This window comes from Spirillospora sp. NPDC127506, from assembly GCF_040302145.1.
Lineage (GTDB): Bacteria > Actinomycetota > Actinomycetes > Streptosporangiales > Streptosporangiaceae > Spirillospora.
In genome coordinates this window covers 103,571-123,683 of record NZ_JBEORG010000017.1, presented here as the reverse complement: position 1 = coordinate 123,683, position 20,113 = coordinate 103,571, and the positions used below count along the sequence as shown (strand labels likewise).

The window sequence follows — 20,113 nt, the reverse complement described above, 5'->3', positions numbered from 1 at the left end:
GCCGTGACCGGCGCGGCCGCGCCACGGCCCGGCGGCCGCGTCGCCGCGGGCATCGTGGCCCTTTCGTGATTCGCCGCGCGGAACGGTGACCCGCGTCACCCCGTCCAAGCCGCATGCGGAACGTCAGGAACGTCACATGTGCGCTGGTCGTCCTGCTGCTGGCCGGGGTCCTGGCCGCGTGCGGCGGCGGTGACCGCTCGTCCGGCTCGTCCGAGGCCGCCGACCGGGGAATCGGCCCCGCTCCGGCGGCGACCCGGAACGAGGCGGCCCCGGCGGGGGGCGCCGCCGGCGGGAACGCGGCCGGCGGGAACGCGGCCGGCGGGAACGCGGCCGGCGGGAAGACCGCGAAGAAGCCGCAGGCGCCGCTGCCGACCGGGCGCGAGGTCGTCCACACCGCGCGGCTGCGGGTCCAGGCGGGGGACGTCGAGGACGCCGCCGCCAAGGCCAAGCAGATGACGGCCTCGGCCGGCGGCTACGTCGAGCAGGAGTCGAGTTCGAGCGACCCGGCCCGCTCGCAGATCACCCTGAAGATCCCCGCCGACCGCTACACCGACGTGCTGGACCAGCTGAGCACGAGGCTCGGCACCAAGATCTCCCTCTCCCAGGAGGCCGAGGACGTCACCGGCGAGGTCGCCGACGTCGACGCCCGCGTGCGGTCGGCGAAGGCCACGCTGGAGTCGTTCCGCAAGCTCCTCGGCCGCGCGGACTCCGTCGGCGAGGTCATCCAGGTCGAGCAGGAGATCGCCCGGCGCGAGGCCGACCTTGAGGCGCTGCAGGCGCGGCAGAACTCGCTGAAGCACCGCACCCGGTACGCGACGGTGACCGTGACGCTGGTGGCCAAGGCCGCGGCGCCCGAGAAGGACGACGAGCGCGGCGGGTTCATCGGCGGCCTCCAGGACGGCTGGCACGCGTTCACCGCGTTCATCGGCGGCGTCGCCACCGTGCTCGGCTGGCTGCTGCCGTTCCTCGTCCTCGCCGCCGCGCTCGGCTGGCCGCTGCTCGCCTTCCGGCGCCGCATCCGCGGCCGGTTCGGCGGCCGTTCCGAGCCGGCGCCCGGACCGGAGCCGGAGAAGGCCGCGGCGGGCACGGCACCGCCGCGGCAGCCGCCCGCCTAGCCGTCCCGCCCGCTGCTCGCCTCGTGGACGAGGTCCGCGAGGCGGGCCAGCACGTCGGGGTCGGTGGACGGCAGGACGCCGTGTCCCAGGTTGAAGATGTGGCCCTCGGCGGTGCGGCCCCGGGCCAGCACGTCGCGGGCGCGGCGCTCGACGATCTCCCACGGGGCGAACAGGATCGCGGGGTCGAGGTTGCCCTGCAGGGCCTTGCCCGGCTCGACCCGGCTGACGGCCTCGTCCAGCGGCACCCGCCAGTCGACGCCGACGACGTCGGCCCCGGCCTCGCCCATCGGGCCGAGCAGCTCGCCCGTCCCGACGCCGAAGTGGATGCGCGGCACGCCGAGCGGCTCGATCGCGGCGAAGATGCGGCGGGTGTGCGGCAGCACCGACTCGCGGTAGTCCTGCGCGGCGACCGCGCCCACCCAGGAGTCGAACACCTGCACGGCGCTCGCCCCGGCCGCGACCTGCACCTTCAGGAACGCGATCGTGAGGTCGGCGAGGCGGTCCATGAGGCTGGCCCACAGCTCCGGCTCGCCGTACATCATGGCCTTGGTGCGCTCGTGGTTCTTGGACGGGCCGCCCTCGATCAGGTACGAGGCGAGCGTGAACGGGCCGCCCGCGAAGCCGATCAGCGGCGTCGCGCCCAGCTCGCCGACCAGGCCCCGGACGGCCTCGGTCACGTACGGGACGTCGTCGGGGACGAGGGGCCGCAGCGCGGCGAGGTCGCCCGCCGACCGGATCGGGTCGGCGATCACCGGCCCGACGCCCGGCTTGATGTCGAGGTCGACGCCGATGGCCTTCAGCGGAACCATGATGTCGCTGAAGAAGATCGCCGCGTCCACCGCGTACCGGCGCACCGGCTGCATCGTGATCTCCACGATCATGTCGGGGCGGGTGCACGACTCCAGCATCGGGACGCCCTCGCGGACCCGCAGGTACTCCGGCAGCGAGCGGCCGGCCTGGCGCATGAACCACACCGGCGTGTGCGGCACCGGCCGCCGCCGGCAGGCCAGCAGGAAGGGGCTCTCGGCGAGCGCGTCCCCAGCGGGCGTGTTCACAGAGTCGTCGTTCGGACGGGCAGCGTCAGCGGTCACGTTGCGATGGTCCCATGAAACGCAGGTGAGAAGGCACCGGAGTGGCGGCTGAGGCGAAACGAACTTCCGGACACGCCGAGCGAAGTCCCGCATTCTGTCACCGGCGCGTGCGAACGTGATGCGTGTCATAGCCGAGGGAGGTCCCCCTTGTACTGCTCCACCTGCGGTGATGAACGTGAGTTCGAGCAGCCGCCGTGCCCCGACGGGCACGGTGCGGAGTGTCCCGAGCGGGCCTGCGTCGAGTGCGGCGCCGCGGTCCTCGTCGGCCTGCCGCCGGTGACCGCCCCGGCCCGCGCGACCGGCCCGACCGGCCCGCAGACCGTCCGGGCGCCCCGCCGCGCCGCCGCCGAGCGGGCCGTGGCCTGACCGGCCCGGCCCCCGAGACGAAACCAGCTGTGCCGTGCCCGTCTCCCCTCCGCGTCCCCCCGTCGTCCCGTCCCGGCGGCACCGCCCCGAGCCGGTCCCCGGCTCCCGGCCGCTCACCCGCGACCAGGCCGGTCCGCCCATGAACCCACCTGCCTTCCAGCGGGCCGTCGACACGCTGCGCTCGTTCCTCGAAGGGCCCGCCCTCCGGCCGGAGCTCGACCTGGAGGACATGCCCGCCCCGCAGCGCCTCGCGCCGTACGCGGCGGCGATGTCCGGCACCGTCTACCGCGACGACGACACCGAGGTCGCCGCCGGGCGCCTCATCGTGCTGTACGACCCGGAGGGCAGGTCCGGCTGGACGAACGGGTTCCGCATCGTCGCCTACATCCGCGCCGACCTGGAGCCCGACATCGCCGCCGACGAGCTGATCGGCTCCGTCGCCTGGGACTGGCTGCTGGAGGCGCTGGAGCCCGCCGGGTACGCGAACGTGTCCGGGACGGTCACCCGGGCGGTGTCGGAGAGCTTCGGCGACAAGCGCGACGAGCCGTCCACCACCGAGCTGGAGCTGCGCGCCTCCTGGTCGCCGACCGGGGACGACCTCGCCGGCCACGTCGCGGCCTGGTGCGAGGTGATGTGCACCACGGCCGGGCTGCCGCCGTCCGGCGTCGCGTCGCTGCCGGATCCGCCGGGCGGCGGTGGCGGCTGAACGACGTACGGTAGGTGGCGTGAGCACAGCGTCCGAGACCGAGGCGGCGGGGGAGAACACGGAAACAGTGGGAGTGTCCGAAACGCGCGCCACCGGCCCCAAAGGGGAGACCGGTGCGGAGGAGACGGCCGTCGAACGACCAGGGGCCGTTCCCGATCAGCAGGGGACGGGCCCGGACGACGCGAAGGCCGATACCGGCCCCCCGGCCGTCCCGCTGCTGGAGCCGCGCGAGGGCGTCCCGCCCGTCGTCGCCACGGCCGCCGGGCTCGACCGCGTCATCGCGGCGTTCGCGGCCGGCACCGGCCCCGTCGCGGTGGACGCCGAGCGGGCCTCCGGCTACCGGTACGGGCAGCGCGCCTACCTGATCCAGCTGCGCCGCGAGGGCGCCGGCACCGCGCTGATCGACCCGATCGCCTGCCCCGACCTGTCCGGGCTGGACGCCGCGCTCGCCGACGCCGAGATGGTGCTGCACGCCGCCAACCAGGACCTCCCGTGCCTGGCCGAGGTCGGGCTCGTCCCGCGCCGGCTGTTCGACACCGAGCTGGCGGGGCGGCTGCTCGGCTACCCGCGGGTCGGGCTCGGCTCCATGGTCGAGAACGTGCTGGGGTTCGTGCTGGAGAAGGGCTACTCGGCGGCCGACTGGTCCACGCGCCCCCTCCCCGAAGACTGGCTCCGCTACGCCGCGCTGGACGTCGAGCTCCTCGTCGAGCTGCGCGACGCCCTGCAGGAGGAGCTGGAGACGGCGGGCAAGCTGGAGTGGGCGCTGGAGGAGTTCGCCGCGATACTGGCCACGCCGCCGAAGCCGCCGCGGCCCGACCCGTGGCGCCGCACGTCCGGCATCCACCGGGTGCGCAACCGGCGGGCGCTCGCCGCCGTACGCGAGGTGTGGACGGCCCGCGACCGGATAGCGCGCGAGCGCGACCTGTCCCCCGGCCGGGTGCTGCAGGACGCCGCGATCATAGAGCTGGCGCAGAAGTCCCCGAAGACGCCCGCCGAGCTGCAGGCCCTGCCCACCATGCGGGGGCGCGGCGCCCGGCGGCACCAGTCGGCGTGGCTGCGCGCCGTCGCCCGCGCCCGCGACCTGTCCGAGCGGGCGCTGCCGGAGTCGAACCTGCCCGGCGACGGCCCGCCACCCGCGCACCGCTGGGCCGACCGCGACCCGGAGGCCGCCAAGCGGCTCACCGCGGCCCGCGCCGTCATCGCGGCGCTCGCCGACGAGCACTCGATGCCGTCGGAGAACCTGGTGCAGCCCGACTACGTCCGCCGCCTCGCCTGGACGCCGCCCGAAGAGTCGTCGCCGTCCGCGATCGGCGCCGCCCTGCGCGAGCTCGGCGCCCGCAGGTGGCAGGTCGAGCTGACCGCCCAGCCGCTCGCCAAGGCGTTCCTGCGCCTCGAAAGCAAAGGAGAGGTCTGAGCCCTCTTGCCGGGGTCGGGTGCCGGGCGCACACTTGGTTAGGTTAGCTTTGCCTAAAAGGCTCTGCCTGCAAAGCTCGGCCTGACATCTGTGCGATCCGGAGGAGTACGGCGATGCTACTGGGCAACTTCCTCATCGGACTACGTGAGGGGCTCGAGGCCGCCCTGGTCGTGAGCATCCTGATCGCGTACCTGGTGAAGACCGGCAACCGCCGGGCCCTGCTCCCCGTCTGGACGGGGGTCGCCGTCGCCGTCGCGCTGGCGTTCGCGTTCGGCGTCGCGCTGAGCGCCGCGTCCTCGGAGATGCAGTTCAAGACGCAGGAGCTGTTCGGCGGCGTCCTGTCGATCATCGCGGTGGGGCTGGTCACCTGGATGGTCTTCTGGATGCGCAGGACCGCCCGGTTCATGAAGGCGGAGCTGGAGGGCAAGCTGGAGGGCGCGCTGAACGTCGGGCCGCTCGCCCTCGCCGCGGTCGCGTTCCTCGCCGTCGGGCGGGAGGGCCTGGAGACCGCGCTGTTCCTGTGGACGAACATCTCCAACTCCTCCGGCGGCTCCACCCAGCCGATCATCGGCGCGTTCCTCGGGCTCGCCGTCGCCGTCGTGCTCGGCTACCTGCTCTACCGCGGCGGCCTCAAGATCAACCTGAAGCGGTTCTTCACCTGGACGGGCGCCGCGCTCATCGTCGTCGCCGCGGGCGTGTTCGGCTACGGCTTCCACGACCTGCAGGAGGCCGAGGTCTTCCCGGGCCTGAACGCCGTCGCGCTGGAGCCGCACACGTTCTTCGCCAAGTTCGGCAGCGCGGGCGACTGGATGCAGACGATGTTCCAGGGCGTGCTGAACGTCACACCGCAGATCACCTGGCTGCAGCTGGTCATGTGGGCGGCGTACCTGGTGCCGGTGATGTTCCTGTTCCTGCGCACCCCGTCGGCGCCCAAGCCCGCCCCCGCCAAGACCACGGAGCCGGCCGCCACGTCCTGACCCGGGCCCTCAGAGGTCGGGGAGCGGGTCCCTGGGGAGGCTGTCGCGGGCGAAGATCTCGGCGTCGGCGGCGTTGACGACCGGGACGTACTCGTCGTCCACCTCGAACACGGCGCCGGCGAACTCGAACGACGCGCCGGCGCCCGTCTCCACCGGCCCGATCCGGGTGCCGCGCGGGTAGCTGCCCCAGATCGTCTTCGGGTTGCTGCTGCGCAGCGAGCCGGTGGAGATCACGGCGACCTGGTCGTCGGTGACGACGAAGACGAAGCCCGCGCCCCCGCCGTAGGCCATCGCAGGGAAGATGTAGCGGATCTCCCCGTCGATTCCGAGGAACTCCCTGCAGCGCTCGCGTAGCGGGCGTGGCACCGGCATGGCGGTCGAGGCACCTCCCCCGGGGGCGGAACACAGCTGCCTCCCACAATCATGCACCGCCCCGGGCGAACGTGACCAGTGTCAGGCCGACGCCAGCGCCTCCGTCGGCGGCAGCCTCGCGGCGCGCACCGCCGGATACAGCCCGGCGGCCGTCCCGATCGCCAGCGTCGCGGCGAGCGCGCCGCCGAGCGCCCACACCGGCACGACGGGCGGCCACCCCTTCCACAGCGCGAACCCGGCGGTGACGGCCGTGCCGAGAAGGACGCCGGCCGCGCCGCCGAACCCCGACAGCAGCAGCGACTCGGCGAGGAACTGGACGCGCACCTGCCCGCGGGTCGCGCCGAGCGAGCGGCGCAGCCCGATCTCCCGGCGCCGCTCCAGCACCGAGATCACCATCGTGTTGGCGACGCCGACCCCGCCGACCAGCAGCGCGACCGCGCCGAGCCCGAGCAGCAGCCCGGTGAACGCGCCCGCGGCGGCGGCCTTGGCCTCCAGCGCGTCCGAGGGGCGGCTGACCTCGACCTCCTCGGGATGCTCGGGGCTGACCGTCCGCGCGAGGACGTCCCGGACGTCGTTCACCGACGCGTCCGCCGACCGCTCGTAGATCGTCGTCGGATGCCCGTCGAACCCCAGGTAGCGGCGGGCCGCGTCCCACCCGACGAGGGCGGAGCGGTCGATCTCCGGGGCCAGCTCCGCGGGCCGCAGGACGCCCAGGACCGTGAACCACCGGCCGCCGATCCACACCCGGCCCTCGCGGACGCCCAGCCGCTTCGCGGCCTCGGAGCCGAGCACGACGCCGGGATAGCGGGCCGTGCCCGCGTTGAGCGAGCTCCCGCTCGCCGTCTCCACGCCGAGCGTGCCGAACAGGTCCGTCGTGGCGGCCTGCACGGCGATGCCCTGCGTGACCTCCTCGGGGATCTTGTCGGTCCGGCGGACGGTCGCGTCCACCGCCCCCGTCGCGCCGACCGCGGTGACCGGCCCGATGCGGCGCACCATCTCCGGCGCCGTCTCGGGCAGCTCCGCCTTCTCCCCGAACAGGGTGTCGCCGGGCTTCGCGGTCAGCAGGTTGGTGCCGAGCCGGTCGAGCCGCCGCAGCAGATCCTCCTTGCTGGACGAGGAGATCCCGATGACCGCGACCATCGTGGCGATCCCGATCGCGATGCCGAGCGCGGACAGCACGACCCTGGCGGGGCGTGCCCGGAGCCCTCCGAGGCCGACGCGCAGCACGTCGTCCGGCCCCAGCCGCGCGGGCGCGAGCGCCGCCTTCATCGGCTGCCCACCTCCGCCCGCTCGTCGGCGACGATCAGCCCGTCCCTGACCCGGACCCGGCGCGGCGCCCGGCCGGCCACCTCCGCATCGTGCGTGATGATCGCGACGGTGGTGCCGGCGCGGTTCAGCTCGTCCAGCAGGGCCAGCACCTCCGCGCCGGCCGCCGAGTCGAGGTTGCCCGTGGGCTCGTCGGCGAGCAGCAGGTCCGGCTCGCCCACCACGGCCCGCGCGACCGCGACCCGCTGCTGCTCGCCGCCGGAAAGCTGGTGCGGCCGGTGCCCGGTGCGGTGCCCGAGCCCGACGCGGTCGAGCGCGGCGCGCGCCCGCTCCCGCCGCTCCCGCAGCCGGGCGCCGCCGTACAGCAGCCCGTCGGCGACGTTGTCGAGCGCGCTCACCCCCGCCGCCAGGTGGAACTGCTGGAACACGAACCCGATGTGCCGCGCCCGCAGCGCCGACAGCTCCCGGTCGCCGAGCACGCCGACCTCGTGCCCGGCGACCCGCACGCTGCCCCCGGTCGGGCGGTCGAGCGTCCCGATCATGTGCAGCATCGTCGACTTCCCCGAACCGGACGGCCCGACGATCGCGACCATCTCCCCCGGCGCGATCACCAGGTCGACGCCCTTGAGCGCCGCGACGCCCGTGTACTCCTTGGTGACCCCGGCGAGCTCGACGATGTTCCCACCCACGTCCAGCGTGCTCATTGGGCGGGCACCCCGACCTTCATGCCCTCGCTCAGGCCGCTCCCGCTGACCTCGACCCGGCCCCCGCCGAACGTCCCGACCTGCACGGGCACGATCCGCCTTCCGGTATCGACGACCTCGACCCCGAAGCCGCCCTCCCTCAACGCCAGCAGCGCCTCGACCGGCACCGACAGGACGTCCTTCTTCCGCTCGCTCTCCAGCTCGACGCTGACGGGAGCCTCGTCCAGCCGTCCCGTCTTCGCGTCGCCGATCGAGATGTCGACGCCGATGGTGGTCTTCTTGTCCTGCCCGGACCCGGTGCTCTCGGCGACGCTGCCGACCTCGGTGATCTTCCCCTTGACGGACTTGCCGCCGGGCAGCTGCACCGAGACCCCGGCGCCCTCCTCGGCGAGGTCCTGCTTGTCGGCGTCCAGATCGACGTGCACGACCCGCTTCGTCCCGGCCACGGTCAGAGCGGCCTGCCCCTGGCCGACCCGCCTCCCCTCGGGCGCCTTGACCTCCCGCACCCGCACGGCCCCGCTCAGGAAGACGACCTGGCCGGAGTCGACGGCCCCGGTCTCCGCCAGCCCCCGGTCGTCCTGCCACTCCTTGACGGCCGCCCCGGTCGCGGCGGTGAACTCGTCGTCCACGGTCATCCCGCCGTACCCGAGCGCCCGCAGGTTCTCTTCGAGCTGCCGGACGTCCTTGCCCGACGTGCCCTCCCGCAGCGTCCGGTACATGGGGCTGCCGCCGTACATCAGCGTGACGGGCTTGCCCGCCACCTTGAGCAGCGTCCCGCCCCGCTTGACGACCGCTCCCTTCTCCGGCGCCCACGTCACCACGCCCGACGCGCCCGTCCACACCTCGCGCACATCGCCGTAGGTGAGCTTCCCGTCCACCGTCTCGGTGTCCACGAGATCGCCCCGGGTCACCACGGCGGTGCCGAGCCTCGCCTCATGGACGCTTTCGGGCTCGCTCCCGTCCATCGTCCAGGCCAACGCACCGCCACCGCCGGCGACCACGGCGACGGCGACTCCGCCGGCGACAACGACACGCCTCACCGCCCGACCCCCGGCAGGTCCGCCTTGCACGCCTCGCGCGCCTTCTTCAGCGCGCCCCGGTCGATGCCCCCGGTCGGCAGCTTGAACTGCCCGTCCGGCCCGGGATCGGGGATGTCCACCCCGTGCTCGCGCATGCACTGCGCGAACTTCACGAACTGGTCGCGCACCTTCGGGTCCTTCAGATCGGGCAACCTCCCGCCCGCCTGCAGCCACTGCTTGCAGTTCTTCAGCGCGCCCTGCAATTTCGTCCGGTCGGTGCTCTTCCCGAGGCGCAGCGCACTCCGATCCCCGCTCCCGGGGTCGGGGAGGTCGACCCCGTTCTCCCGCATGCACTGAGCGAACTTGAGCTGCGCGTCCTCCGCCGAAAGCGACGCCGTAGGCGAGGCCGACGCAGAAGCCTTCGCCGTCCCACCGGCGGAGGCGACCCCGCCCCCGCCGTCGTCGCTCCCACAAGCCGAAAGCCCCAAGACCAGCGCCAGGGCCACCCCGGCAACCCACGGTTTCCTCATCGCGTCCTCTCCGCCAAGGCACCTCGCCCAGGCGGAAGCCATGAGACCGGCCCCGGGGTTAAACCCGCATTAGCCATGTAGTCCAGCAGGGGCGGTTACGGAGAGTAAGATCACGAGGCATGTCGCGAGTGGTCACGCGGGATCCGGATCGGCTGGTCCTGTTCACCGACGCGGTGGTGGCGATCGCGGTGACGCTGCTGATCCTGCCGCTGGTGGACGTGGTGCCGGAGGTGGTCGGCGAGCACGGGCGGTCGACCGAGGTGATCACCGGGCATCAGGCGCAGGTCTGGAGCTTCCTGCTCAGCTTCGCCGTCATCCTCCGGCTGTGGTTCGTGCACCACCAGGTGTTCCAGCACATCCGCGGCTACACGCGGGCGCTGATGATGTGGAACGCGGGATGGCTGCTGGCCATCGTGATCCTGCCGTTCTCCACCGAACTCGTCGGGGCCTATCCCGGTGACGACCGTTTCACCCTGATGTTCTACATCGGGAACATCCTCGCCGCGAGCACCTGCCAGAGCATGGTGAGCGTGATCTCCTACCGCGACCGGGAGGTCGCGTCGGAGTCCGATCCGCCGGACATCGAGGCCGTGCGCGGCGGCCTGTCGGCCGCGGCCCTGCTCGCCGCGGCCCTCGCCGTGGCCGCCGCCATCCCCGCGGTCTCCTATTTCGTTCTGCTGCTGCTGTTCCTGGAGCGGCCCGTGACCAGGTTCTGGCCCCTGGTCGGGCTCTGACCTCCGCCTGAACCGAAACCCTCCGCCGCACCGCCCGTTCGGGGGCTGCCAGGGTGTGCGCGCGGCCGGGCCGCCTACGCGGTGCTACATCGGCGGACGCGGCACCGGAACGGTCGCGCCCGAGCCCGGCGGCAGCGCTTCCGTGACTTGCACCTGCCGGCGCCGACAACGCTCGCCGACGGCGACCGGCCGGAATGATCTCGGCTTGAGATCAATAACTGCGGGCGGATCATACTTGTGGATCGTTAACGGGCATCCGATAAGCAGATAAGTACCGGAAACACCGGCCCATAATTGCCGCGCATGGCCAGGTGCGGGCATCGGAAAAATATGAGCTTGCCGAAGAATTACATTGTCCGCGTATGCCGGAGGGAAGTTCGGGGACCCGCAGGAGGTGATAGTGGAAGACGCCAAGGCGGAGATCACGGATGCGGGCGGCCTCGGTTTCGACCCTGCCTCCTCCCGGGTGACCGAACTTCTGCGCCGCGCGGTCCACGACCGGCCCGACCGGATGGAGGCCCTTCGCCGGAAGCTGCGCGGACGCAACGCGGACTCGCCCGAGCCTCCGCAGAGATTCAGCCGCAGGCGGCGCATCTATCTCAAAGGGAGGGACGAGTGCCCTCCACTGGGCCTGCCCGCCGCCCGCTGGACGGTCGACCGCATCATCAAGGGCCCGCCGGCACCCGTCCCCTCGTACGGCTTCGACCTCGAACCGGTGATGCTCGCCTCGCTCGATGCGGTACGGCTGCTCTGGATCCGCCGCGTGCTGTGCGGATCGGTGCTGCTCACCGCGACCGTCCTGGCTCCGTCGGCGATGGCGCTGTGGACCCTGCCCTTCGTTTCGGCGGCCCTGCTGGTCGAGGTGGAGCGGTGGTGGAAGCGGGCGGTGCTGATCACATCCGCCCTCGTGTTCGCGAGGCTCATCCCGGCCGGCGGCCTCACCCCGCCGGGGGCGGCGCTTTGGGCGCTGCCGCTCGGAGTGCTGGCCGGCCTGACGTCCGCTTTCGCGCTCGACCGGGTTCTCGCGATCAAGGCGATGAGTCGTGAACTCTTCCCGCGCATCCCCGTGCTCCCCTCCTACCGGCGGGTGCGCGCTCGGGCGGAGGCGCAGTTCGGCAGGCGGCTGCCCTACGACGACACCGATGAGCATTTCATCGGCGCCGGCCGCGATGTCTGGTACCCCGCGGTGATCAGCCTGCCGCTGCGGCTCAGGGAGGGCGTCACGTCGCCGGGCCGCCTCCACGACGGCGAACTGCTCGACGCGATCATCCGGAAGGTCTGCGCGCCGGTCCACGAGATGACGGCCCCGCTGCCGCACCTGTCCGCCGTCCCGGTGGTCGGGATGCCCGCCGCCCGATGGCTGACCGCCAACTGGAACGGGGCCGGGCAGGACGTCGATCTCACCGCGCTCAGCGGGCGGGCACCGTCCAGCCTTCCGGAACGGCCCTACCTCCGCATCCAGGCGATCAGCTGGCAGGGCCAGGTCGTGGTCAACGTGTTCGTCCACGCGGCCTTCGAGGCCGGCGAACTGCGCCTGACTCTGCGGCCCCAGGTCGGCACGCCTCCGTACCCCAGATTGCGCACGGTGTCCCAGCGGATGTCCCGGACGCTCCCCCTCAACGCCTTCCTGGACGCTCTCGACTTTCTGCGGCCGCCGAAGCCCGCCAAGGCAAAACCTCCGGCCGATGTCGATCCGGTGAGCCTGCGCGACAGATTTTCCCTGGAAGAGGCCACGGACAGGCACCAGAACGACGACGCCAAGCGGCACGTGACCCTGATCCAGCGGCTGGTCTTCGAGATCGTCCGGCACCATCTGAACGAGAAGGGAATAGCGACCGAGGAGTACGCCAAGCAGGTGGACTCGGTATTCAACATGATCACCATTTATGGCGACAACAACGCTCCCGTTCAGCAGGCCGCCGCGGGCGGCGACGCGAATGCCGGTCAGAGCGATGGAAAGGGCAGCGCATGATCCCGAGGCGTCGGCCGACGAACAGCATCGAGATAGGCGGACCCAACAAGGGGGCGATCCAGCAGTCCGCCGGGGAGCACCTGCAGAACGTGAGTCAGACCGTGCACGAAAGCGCGTCCTCCCTGGCCGATGTCCGGCGGCTTCTCGAGGAGTTCCGGCAAGAGCTCGAACAGCACTCGGACGCCATCCCCGCCCAGCAGCGCAGGGACGCAGATGACGCGGCCGCGACGATCGAGGCGAATCTCAACGATGTCGACGGCGGCCGTCCGGCGCTGCGGACCGCCATCAACGCACTGCCGGCGCTGATCGCGGGGACCGTGGTCGAGCAGGCCGGGACCGCACTGGCGCAGGCCGTCCACGCGTTGGTCGACTGACCCCACCGGGGCGCGCCGACGGTCGGCCCCCTCGGCGAGCACCAGGGCTTATCGGGGTTTAACCCCGGGGGCGGGATGCTCTGGGCATGCGTGTTCTTGTCGTTGAGGACGAGCGGGTGCTCGCCGACACCATCGCCGAGGGGCTGCGGGACGAGGCCATGGCCGTCGACGTTGTCTATGACGGCGATGAGGCGTTGGAGCTGGCCTCCTACAACGAGTACGACGTGGTGGTCCTCGACCGGGATCTGCCCACGGTGCACGGGGACGACGTGTGCCGGGAGCTGGTGGTGCGGCGGAGTCCCGGGCGCATCCTGATGCTCACCGCGGCCGGCGACGTTGATGACCGGGTCGACGGGTTGTCGCTCGGCGCCGATGACTATCTGCCCAAGCCGTTCGTGTTCAGCGAGCTGGTGGCGCGGGTGCGGGCGCTGGCGCGGAGGTCGGGGACGGCGGTGCCGCCCGTGCTGGAGCGCAGGGGGATCCGGCTCGACCCGTACCGGCGGAAGGTCGACAGGGACGGGCGGGAGCTGCGGCTGACGAAGAAGGAGTTCGCCGTGCTGGAGGAGCTGATGCGGGCCGAGGGCGGGGTGGTGAGCGCCGAGCGGCTGCTGGAGCGGGCGTGGGACGAGAACATCGACCCGTTCAGCAACATCGTCCGGGTCACGATGGCGACGCTGCGGAGGAAGCTCGGGCAGCCGCCGGTGATCGAGACGGTGACGGGTTCCGGGTACCGGCTGGAGGCGCGGTGAAAAGGCTCAGTGTCCGGACGCGGCTGACGCTGGTCTACGGGTCGCTGTTCCTCGTCACCTCGGCGGTGCTGGTCGCCGTCACCTATCTGCTGACGGTCCGGACGATGGACAACCGGTTCTCGGCCCGCGACATCGACCCGGGGACGCTCGCGCGGGTGCGGGCCATGGCGATCGACGGCGACGTGAACCAGCTGATGGCGTTGAAGGCGGACGCCGACCGGCAGATGGCGCAGCAGAAGCACGACGCGCTGGAGCAGCTGCTGCAGAGCTCGCTGGTGACGATGCTCGTGATCGGGGTCCTGGCGGTGGTCATCGGGTACCTGGTCGCCGGGCGGATGCTGCGGCCGCTGCACAAGGTGACGGCGACGGCGCGGCGGCTGTCGGAGAGCAACATGCACGAGCGGATCGCGCTGGACGGCCCGCAGGACGAGATCAAGGACCTGGCCGACACGTTCGACCGGATGCTCGACCGGCTGAACAGGGCGTTCGACGCGCAGCGGCGGTTCGTCGCGAACGCCTCGCATGAGCTGCGCACGCCGCTGACCATCAACCGGACGGTGCTGGAGGTCGCGCTGGCGAGCCGGAAGAACCCGCCGGAGACGAAGGCGCTCGCGGACGTCCTGCTCGGCAACACCGCCAGGCACGAGCGGCTCATCGAGGGGCTGCTGCTGCTCGCGAAGTCCGAGCGGGACCTCGGCACGCGGGCGCCGACCCCGCTGCCGGAGGTGGTCCGCAGCGCGCTCGACCAGCTGGACGACGCGGCGGTCGACGTGGAGGCGCGGCTCGCGCCCGCGGTCGTGACCGGCGATCCGGTGCTGCTCGAGCGGTGCGCGGTGAACCTGCTGGAGAACGCGGTGAAGTACAACGTGCGGGACGGGCGGGTGTGGGTCCGCACCGGGGTCGCGGACGGCGAGGCGTTCCTGCAGGTCGTCAACACCGGGCGGCCCGTCCCGGCCTACGAGGTCGCGGCGATCTTCGAGCCGTTCCGGCGGCTGCGCGCCGACCGGACGGGGTCGAAGGAAGGCGCGGGCCTCGGCCTGTCGATCGTCCGGGCGGTGGTGGACGCGCACGGCGGCACGATCGAGACGCTGCCGCGCCCCGACGGCGGCCTGTCGATCACCGTCCGGCTGCCCGCGGACGCGGCCACGCCACATGACCCTCCGGTAGCGGCCGGCCTGGGCGCGCGCCGAGCCAGCGGGTGACGACCTTGCCGGTCGCGTTGCGCGGCAGCTCGGCGATGAAGTGCACGTCGCGCGGCACCGCGAACCGGGCGACCTGCGCGTGCACGTACGCGCGGACGGCGTCGGCGTCGAGCCGCGCGCCGGGCCGCAGGACGATGTAGGCGGCGAGCCGCTGCCCCCATTCGTCGTCGGGCACCCCGGTGACCGCGGCCTCCAGGATCTCGGGCAGCTTCAGCAGCGCGTCCTCCACGTCCTTCGGGAGGATGTTCTCGCCGCCGGACACCACCATCCCGTCGCTGCGCCCGTCGACGAACAGCAGGCCGCGGTGGTCGATGTGGCCGAGGTCGCCGGTCGCGAGCAGCCCGTCGCGCACCTCCATCGGCTCGCCGCCCGTGTAGCCCTCGAACAGCAGCTCGTTCGCGGCGAAGATCTGCCCGCGGGTGGAGCGGCCCACCCGGCGGCCGTCGGCGTCCACGATCGCCAGCGCGGTGTTGCGCGGCGGGCGCCCGGCGGTGCGCGGGTCGAGCCGCAGGTCGTGCGGGGTGGCGATGGACACCCACGACGCCTCCGTGGACCCGTAGACGTTGTAGAGCCGGTCGCCGAACGCGTCCATGAACCGGGTCGCGAGGTCGCCGGGCAGCGCGGCGCCGCTCAGCGCGAAGATCCGCAGCGAGGACGTGTCGTAGCGGTCGCGGACGTCCTGCGGCAGCTCCAGGATCCGCTGGCACATGACCGGGACGGCGAACACGGCGGTGTCGCGGTGGGACGCGATGGACCGCAGCGTCTGCTCGGGGTCGAACCGGCGGTGCAGCACGACCGGCGCCCGCATCGCCCACGCCATCTGCAGCGCGGCGTACCCCCAGGTGTGGAACAGCGGCGCGTCGACGATCATGGTCTGCCGGGCGCGCAGCGGGATCCGGGAGGTCATCGAGGCGAGCGGCCACAGGCCCGGCCGGGGCGGGCGGCGGGCGCCCTTGGGGCGTCCGGTGGTCCCGGAGCTGAGCATGATCGTGCGGCTCTGGATCTGCGGCGGGCCGGCCTCGGCGGCGGACGCGGGCGCCGAGGAGATGATCTCGTCGATGCTGGGGCCCGACCCGGCGGCGGGGCGGGGCAGCGCGTCCACATCGGGCCGCGGCGCGGGCGGCAGCGCGGCGAGCGGGACGGGCGCGGCGAGCGGCATCCCGGCGTCCGGGCGGCGGTCGGCCCACAGCACGTTCCGGCGCAGCGCGATCGGCACGTTCGCCAGGAGCGGCGCGAACTCGGCGTCGGCGACGATGAGCGCGGGCCGCAGCTCGCTGAGGACGGCGCGGGTCTGGCCCGCTCCGAAACCGGTGTTGAGCAGCACGACCTCCGCGCCGCGCCGGGAGCAGGCGACGAGCGTCAGGGCCATGCCGCGGTGGTTGCGGCACAGGACGCCGACGCGGGGGCGGGGGCCCCGCAGGGGCAGCCCGGCGGCGAGGCGCGCGGCCTGCTCGTCCAGCTCCGCGAACGTGAGCGCGCCCTCGTCGTCGATGAGCGCGGGACGGGACGGGGAGCGCGCGGCGCCCGCGGCGACGAGCCCGGCGAGCGTGGTGCCCCAGCGCCGCAGCGTGCCGAGCTGCCGGAAGATGCGGCGCGGGCCGCCGCCGAACAGCAGGCCGGTGCGCAGCAGGAGCGCGGTGAGATCGCGGATATGCCCGATCCGCCGGCGCATCCCCGGCCGGTACGCGGGCCTCGCGTGCGTCACCGTGCCTCCTCCCCCGCCACGTTACTCACCCGTCATAAAGCGAACAAGAGCGCCGCGGCGTCAGTGGTTACTGACGAGTAGCATTAAGGGTTACCAGCGAGTAGCATCGCTGTCGCGGGCACTCGTGCCGCCGTCGAAGGCAGGGGCGGCACGAGGCTCGACGACCCACCGAGCCCACCGCAGGGAGGACGATCCCGTGCCTCGCACCGCACGCGACGTCGTGTTCGTCGACGGCGTCCGCACGCCGTTCGGCAAGGCCGGCCCGAAGGGCCTGTACGCGCAGACCCGCGCCGACGACATGGTCGTCCGCGCGATCCGCGAGCTGATGCGCCGCAACCCGTCCCTCCCGCCCGAGCGGGTGGACGAGGTCGCCATCGCCGCCACCACGCAGACCGGCGACCAGGGCCTGACCATCGGGCGGTCCGCCGCCGTGCTGGCCGGGCTGCCGAAGAGCGTCCCCGGCTACGCGATCGACCGGATGTGCGCGGGCGCGATGACCGCCGTGACCACGTCCGGCGCCGGCATCTCGTTCGGCTCCTACGACGTCGTCATCGCGGGCGGCGTCGAGCACATGGGGCGGCACCCGATGGGCGAGGGCGTCGACCCGAACCCGCGGTTCCTCGCCGACCGGCTGGTCGACCCGTCCGCCCTGGTCATGGGGGCGACCGCGGAGAACCTGCACGACCGCTTCCCCGGCATCACCAAGGAGCGCGCGGACGCCTACGCCGTGCGCAGCCAGCAGAAGGTCGCCGCCGCCTACGCCGCCGGGAAGATCCAGCCGGACCTCGTCCCCACCGCGATCCGCTCCGCGGAGAAGGGGTGGGGGCTCGCCACCGAGGACGAGCCGCCGCGCCCCGGCACCACGATGGACGACCTGGCCGGGCTGAAGACCCCGTTCCGCGTGCACGGCAACGTCACCGCCGGGAACGCCGCCGGCCTGAACGACGGCGCCACGGCCTGCCTGCTGGCGGCCGAGGACGTCGCCCGCGAGCTCGGCCTCGCGCCGAAGATGCGGCTGATCGACTTCTCGTTCGCCGGGGTGGAGCCGGAGGTCATGGGCGTCGGGCCCGTGCCCGCCACCGAGAAGCTCCTCGCCCGCAACGCGCTGACCATGGACGACATCGGCCTCATCGAGATCAACGAGGCGTTCGCCGTGCAGGTGCTGGCGTTCCTGGAGCACTTCAAGATCGCCGACGACGACCCGCGGGTGAACCCGTGGGGCGGCGCGATCGCGCTCGGCCACCCGCTCGCCTCGTCCGGCGTCCGGCTGATGAACCAGCTCGCCCGCCTGTTCGAGGAGCGCACCGACGTGCGTTACGGGCTGACCACGATGTGTGTAGGGATGGGCATGGGCGGAACCGTCCTCTGGGAGAACGTCAACTGGGGGGATGCACAGTGAGCGACGGAGTCGTTCGGGGGGTCCGGGGGACCGCCCCCGGGGAGGACGCAGTGAGCGACGGAGTCGTTCGGGGAGTCCGGGGGACCACTCCCGGAGAGGACGCAGTGAGCGACGGAGTCGTTCGGGGGGTCCGGGGGACCGCCCCCGGGGGGAGGACACAGTGAGCAGCCTTCGAGAGGTATTCGGCGACGAGGTCGTCACACACGCGCACGTGCGCGACGTGACGCTCCCCTACGGCGCGGGCACGCTCGCGCTCATCACGCTCGACAACGGATTCGACCACACCAAGCCCAACACCTTCGGCCCCAACGGCCTCGCCGAGCTGGACGCCGCCATCGACACCATCGCGGGACGCGACGACATCGCGGCCGTCGGCGTCACCGGCAAGCCGTTCATCTTCGCGGTCGGCGCCGACCTCAAGGGCGTCCCGCTCATCACGAACCGGGACGACGCGCGGGCCATCGGCAAGCTGGGCCACGACGTGTTCCGGCGGCTCGGCGAGCTGGACGTCCCGTCGTTCGCCTACTACAACGGCGCGGCGATGGGCGGCGGCGTCGAGATCGGCCTGCACTGCACGTACCGGACGATCTCGTCCGGCGTCCCGGCGTTCGCGCTGCCCGAGACGTTCCTCGGGCTGGTTCCCGGCTGGGGCGGGACGTATCTGCTGCCGAACCTCATCGGCGCGGAGAACGCGCTCAAGGTCATCATCGAGAACCCCCTCGCCCAGAACCGGATGCTGAAGGGCGGGCAGGCGTACGAGCTGGGGATCGCCGACGCGATCTTCGACTCGGCCGACTTCCTGGAGGAGTCGCTCGCCTGGACGGCCCGCGTCCTCAACGGCGACATCACGGTCACCCGGCCCGAGGTCGACAAGGGCAAGGCGTGGGACGACGCGGTCGCGGCGGCCCGCTGGAACGTCGACGGCAAGCTCCACGGCGCCGCCCCGTCCTACACCCGCGCGCTGGACCTCGTCGCCGCCGCCAAGGACCGCACCCGCGACGAGGGCTTCGCCGCCGAAGACGAAGCGCTGTGCTCCCTCATCATGAGCGACGAGCTGCGGGCCGGCCTCTACGCGTTCGACCTCACCCAGAAGCGGGCGAAGCGCCCCGCCGGGGCGCCGGACAAGGCGCTCGCCCGCAAGGTCACCAAGGTCGGCGTCGTCGGCGCGGGCCTGATGGCCTCGCAGCTCGCGCTGCTGTTCGCGCGCCGCCTGGAGGTCCCGGTCGTGCTGACCGACCTCGACCAGGAGCGCCTGGACAAGGGCGTCGGCTACGCGCACGGCGAGATCGACAAGCTGCTCGGCAAGGGGCGCCTCTCCCCCGACGCGGCGAACCGCCTCAAGTCGCTCATCTCCGGCTCGCTGACGAAGGACGCGTTCGCCGACGCCGACTTCGTCATCGAGGCCGTGTTCGAGGAGATGGCGGTCAAGCAGAAGGTGTTCGCCGAGGTCGAGGAGTACGTCTCGGCCGAGTGCGTCCTCGCGACCAACACCTCGTCCCTCTCCGTCACCGAGATGGCGTCGAAGCTGAAGCACCCGGAGCGGGTCGTCGGCTTCCACTTCTTCAACCCGGTCGCGGTGCTGCCGCTGCTGGAGGTCGTCCGCGGCGGGCGGACCGACGACGCCGCGCTCGCCACCGCGTTCGCGACCGGCAAGGCGCTGAAGAAGTCGTGCGTGCTGGTCAAGGACGCCCCGGCGTTCGTGGTCAACCGCGTCCTGCTGCGGCTGCTCGCCGAGATCGTCAAGACGGTCGACGAGGGCACCCCGATCGAGGTCGCGGAGCGGGCCGCCGCGCCGCTCGGCCTGCCGATGCCGCCGTTCGTCCTGATGGGCCTGGTCGGCCCGGCGATCGCGCTGCACGTCAACGAGACCCTGCACGCCGCGTTCCCGGACCGGTTCCCGCTGTCGGACAACCTCGCGAAGATGGTCGCGGCCGGCAAGCCCGGCGTGTACCTGCCGGACTTCTCCCTCGACCCCGAGGTCGTGGAGATCTTCGCGGGCGGGACGAGCCCGTCGACCGAGGAGCAGGTCCTCGACCGGGCGCTCGCCGCGCTCGCCGAGGAGATCCGCATCATGCTGGACGAGGGGGTCGTCGCGGCGCCGGAGGACATCGACCTCTGCATGATCCTCGGCGCCGGCTGGCCGTTCCACCTGGGCGGCATCACCCCGTACCTGGACAGGTCGGGCATCGCCGAGAAGGTGACCGGCCGCCGCTTCCTGGAGCCGGGGGTCGCCTCCCTGCCCGCCTGACACGGCCCGCCTGACACGGCCCGCCTGACACGGCCTCCGCCGCTCCCCGGAGAAGTGGCGTTCCGAGCCGCATTCGGAACGCCACTTCTCCGGCATTCCCGCACGTCACAGGCGCTCATCCGGCCCCGCTGATCATAAGCCGCGCTCATCTGGGCATACGGCAGACAGCC

The 20,113-nt window shown here is 72.6% G+C and carries 19 protein-coding genes; 12 read left to right on the top strand and 7 right to left on the bottom strand.

Translation table 11 applies throughout. The features are described 5' to 3' along the window. Positions 1–113 precede the first annotated feature (113 nt). Positions 114–1,115, top strand: coding sequence for a DUF4349 domain-containing protein (locus tag ABTW95_RS18275; protein WP_500226865.1), 1,002 nt, complete (start codon positions 114–116; stop codon positions 1,113–1,115). Here the strand turns inward: ABTW95_RS18275 and hemE are convergent. Further along, complete coding sequence (gene hemE, locus ABTW95_RS18270) at positions 1,112–2,128, bottom strand: uroporphyrinogen decarboxylase (protein ID WP_500226881.1); 1,017 nt, start codon at positions 2,126–2,128, stop codon at positions 1,112–1,114. The genes ABTW95_RS18275 and hemE overlap by 4 nt on opposite strands. A 225-nt stretch (positions 2,129–2,353) precedes the next feature. On the opposite strand from hemE, the gene ABTW95_RS18265 reads away from it, so the two are divergent. From ABTW95_RS18265 to efeU, 4 genes are all read left to right on the top strand, one after another. Then, a complete protein-coding gene (locus tag ABTW95_RS18265) occupies positions 2,354–2,572 on the top strand; it encodes a hypothetical protein (RefSeq protein WP_396445417.1) in 219 nt (72 codons plus the stop codon). A gap of 139 nt (positions 2,573–2,711) precedes the next feature. Then, entirely contained in the window at positions 2,712–3,278 is a 567-nt protein-coding gene (locus tag ABTW95_RS18260; protein ID WP_500226864.1) for a DUF3000 domain-containing protein, read from the top strand. A 214-nt stretch (positions 3,279–3,492) separates the two neighbouring features. Continuing rightward, on the top strand, positions 3,493–4,692 hold the full coding sequence (locus ABTW95_RS18255) for a ribonuclease D (protein WP_396445453.1): 1,200 nt from the start codon (positions 3,493–3,495) through the stop codon (positions 4,690–4,692). Positions 4,693–4,805: 113 nt separating this feature from the next. Then, positions 4,806–5,669 (top strand): iron uptake transporter permease EfeU, encoded by an 864-nt coding sequence (efeU, locus tag ABTW95_RS18250; RefSeq protein WP_500226863.1) that lies wholly within the window; start codon positions 4,806–4,808, stop codon positions 5,667–5,669. A gap of 9 nt (positions 5,670–5,678) precedes the next feature. Here the strand turns inward: efeU and ABTW95_RS18245 are convergent, their stop codons facing one another. The 5 genes from ABTW95_RS18245 to ABTW95_RS18225 all read right to left on the bottom strand — a co-directional run bounded on the left by ABTW95_RS18245 (position 5,679) and on the right by ABTW95_RS18225 (position 9,380). Next, positions 5,679–6,041 (bottom strand): hypothetical protein, encoded by a 363-nt coding sequence (locus ABTW95_RS18245; protein WP_396445414.1) that lies wholly within the window; start codon positions 6,039–6,041, stop codon positions 5,679–5,681. 81 nt (positions 6,042–6,122) lie between these two features. Continuing rightward, positions 6,123–7,310 (bottom strand): ABC transporter permease, encoded by a 1,188-nt coding sequence (locus ABTW95_RS18240; RefSeq protein WP_500226862.1) that lies wholly within the window; start codon positions 7,308–7,310, stop codon positions 6,123–6,125. Further along, positions 7,307–8,011 (bottom strand): ABC transporter ATP-binding protein, encoded by a 705-nt coding sequence (locus ABTW95_RS18235; protein ID WP_396445412.1) that lies wholly within the window; start codon positions 8,009–8,011, stop codon positions 7,307–7,309. Before ABTW95_RS18235 ends, ABTW95_RS18240 begins: the two co-directional genes overlap by 4 nt. Beyond that, a complete protein-coding gene (locus ABTW95_RS18230; protein ID WP_396445411.1) occupies positions 8,008–9,051 on the bottom strand; it encodes a peptidoglycan-binding protein in 1,044 nt (347 codons plus the stop codon). The genes ABTW95_RS18235 and ABTW95_RS18230 overlap by 4 nt, the downstream gene beginning before the upstream one ends. Then, a complete protein-coding gene (locus tag ABTW95_RS18225) occupies positions 9,048–9,380 on the bottom strand; it encodes a hypothetical protein (RefSeq protein WP_396445410.1) in 333 nt (110 codons plus the stop codon). The genes ABTW95_RS18230 and ABTW95_RS18225 overlap by 4 nt, the downstream gene beginning before the upstream one ends. A gap of 299 nt (positions 9,381–9,679) precedes the next feature. Here ABTW95_RS18225 and ABTW95_RS18220 point away from each other — a divergent pair, with 299 nt between their 5' ends. The 5 genes from ABTW95_RS18220 to ABTW95_RS18200 all read left to right on the top strand — a co-directional run bounded on the left by ABTW95_RS18220 (position 9,680) and on the right by ABTW95_RS18200 (position 14,591). Then, positions 9,680–10,294: a TMEM175 family protein gene (locus ABTW95_RS18220; RefSeq protein WP_396445409.1), complete on the top strand. Its 615-nt coding sequence runs from the start codon at positions 9,680–9,682 to the stop codon at positions 10,292–10,294. 718 nt (positions 10,295–11,012) lie between these two features. Then, complete coding sequence (locus ABTW95_RS18215) at positions 11,013–12,266, top strand: AbeC-like domain-containing protein (protein WP_500226880.1); 1,254 nt, start codon at positions 11,013–11,015, stop codon at positions 12,264–12,266. Next, positions 12,263–12,640: a hypothetical protein gene (locus ABTW95_RS18210; protein ID WP_500226861.1), complete on the top strand. Its 378-nt coding sequence runs from the start codon at positions 12,263–12,265 to the stop codon at positions 12,638–12,640. The genes ABTW95_RS18215 and ABTW95_RS18210 overlap by 4 nt, the downstream gene beginning before the upstream one ends. 86 nt (positions 12,641–12,726) lie before the next feature. Further along, complete coding sequence (locus tag ABTW95_RS18205) at positions 12,727–13,389, top strand: response regulator transcription factor (protein WP_500226860.1); 663 nt, start codon at positions 12,727–12,729, stop codon at positions 13,387–13,389. Further along, the gene (locus ABTW95_RS18200) at positions 13,386–14,591 is read left to right on the top strand and encodes a sensor histidine kinase (RefSeq protein ID WP_500226859.1); all 1,206 of its coding nucleotides are present in this window, start codon (positions 13,386–13,388) and stop codon (positions 14,589–14,591) included. The genes ABTW95_RS18205 and ABTW95_RS18200 overlap by 4 nt, the downstream gene beginning before the upstream one ends. Here ABTW95_RS18200 and ABTW95_RS18195 read toward each other — a convergent pair. Beyond that, positions 14,506–16,296 carry an AMP-binding protein gene (locus ABTW95_RS18195; protein WP_396445406.1) on the bottom strand — a complete coding sequence of 597 codons (1,791 nt, stop codon included), beginning with the start codon at positions 16,294–16,296 and terminating at the stop codon, positions 14,506–14,508. The two genes, ABTW95_RS18200 and ABTW95_RS18195, sit on opposite strands and share 86 nt — an antisense overlap. A gap of 196 nt (positions 16,297–16,492) precedes the next feature. Here ABTW95_RS18195 and ABTW95_RS18190 point away from each other — a divergent pair, with 196 nt between their 5' ends. Together ABTW95_RS18190 and ABTW95_RS18185 are read left to right on the top strand one after the other, a co-directional pair. Next, a complete protein-coding gene (locus tag ABTW95_RS18190) occupies positions 16,493–17,695 on the top strand; it encodes a thiolase family protein (RefSeq protein WP_396445405.1) in 1,203 nt (400 codons plus the stop codon). A 160-nt stretch (positions 17,696–17,855) separates the two neighbouring features. Beyond that, positions 17,856–19,943, top strand: a complete 2,088-nt coding sequence (locus tag ABTW95_RS18185) for a 3-hydroxyacyl-CoA dehydrogenase NAD-binding domain-containing protein (protein ID WP_500226858.1) — start codon at positions 17,856–17,858, stop codon at positions 19,941–19,943. Positions 19,944–20,113 lie beyond the last annotated feature (170 nt).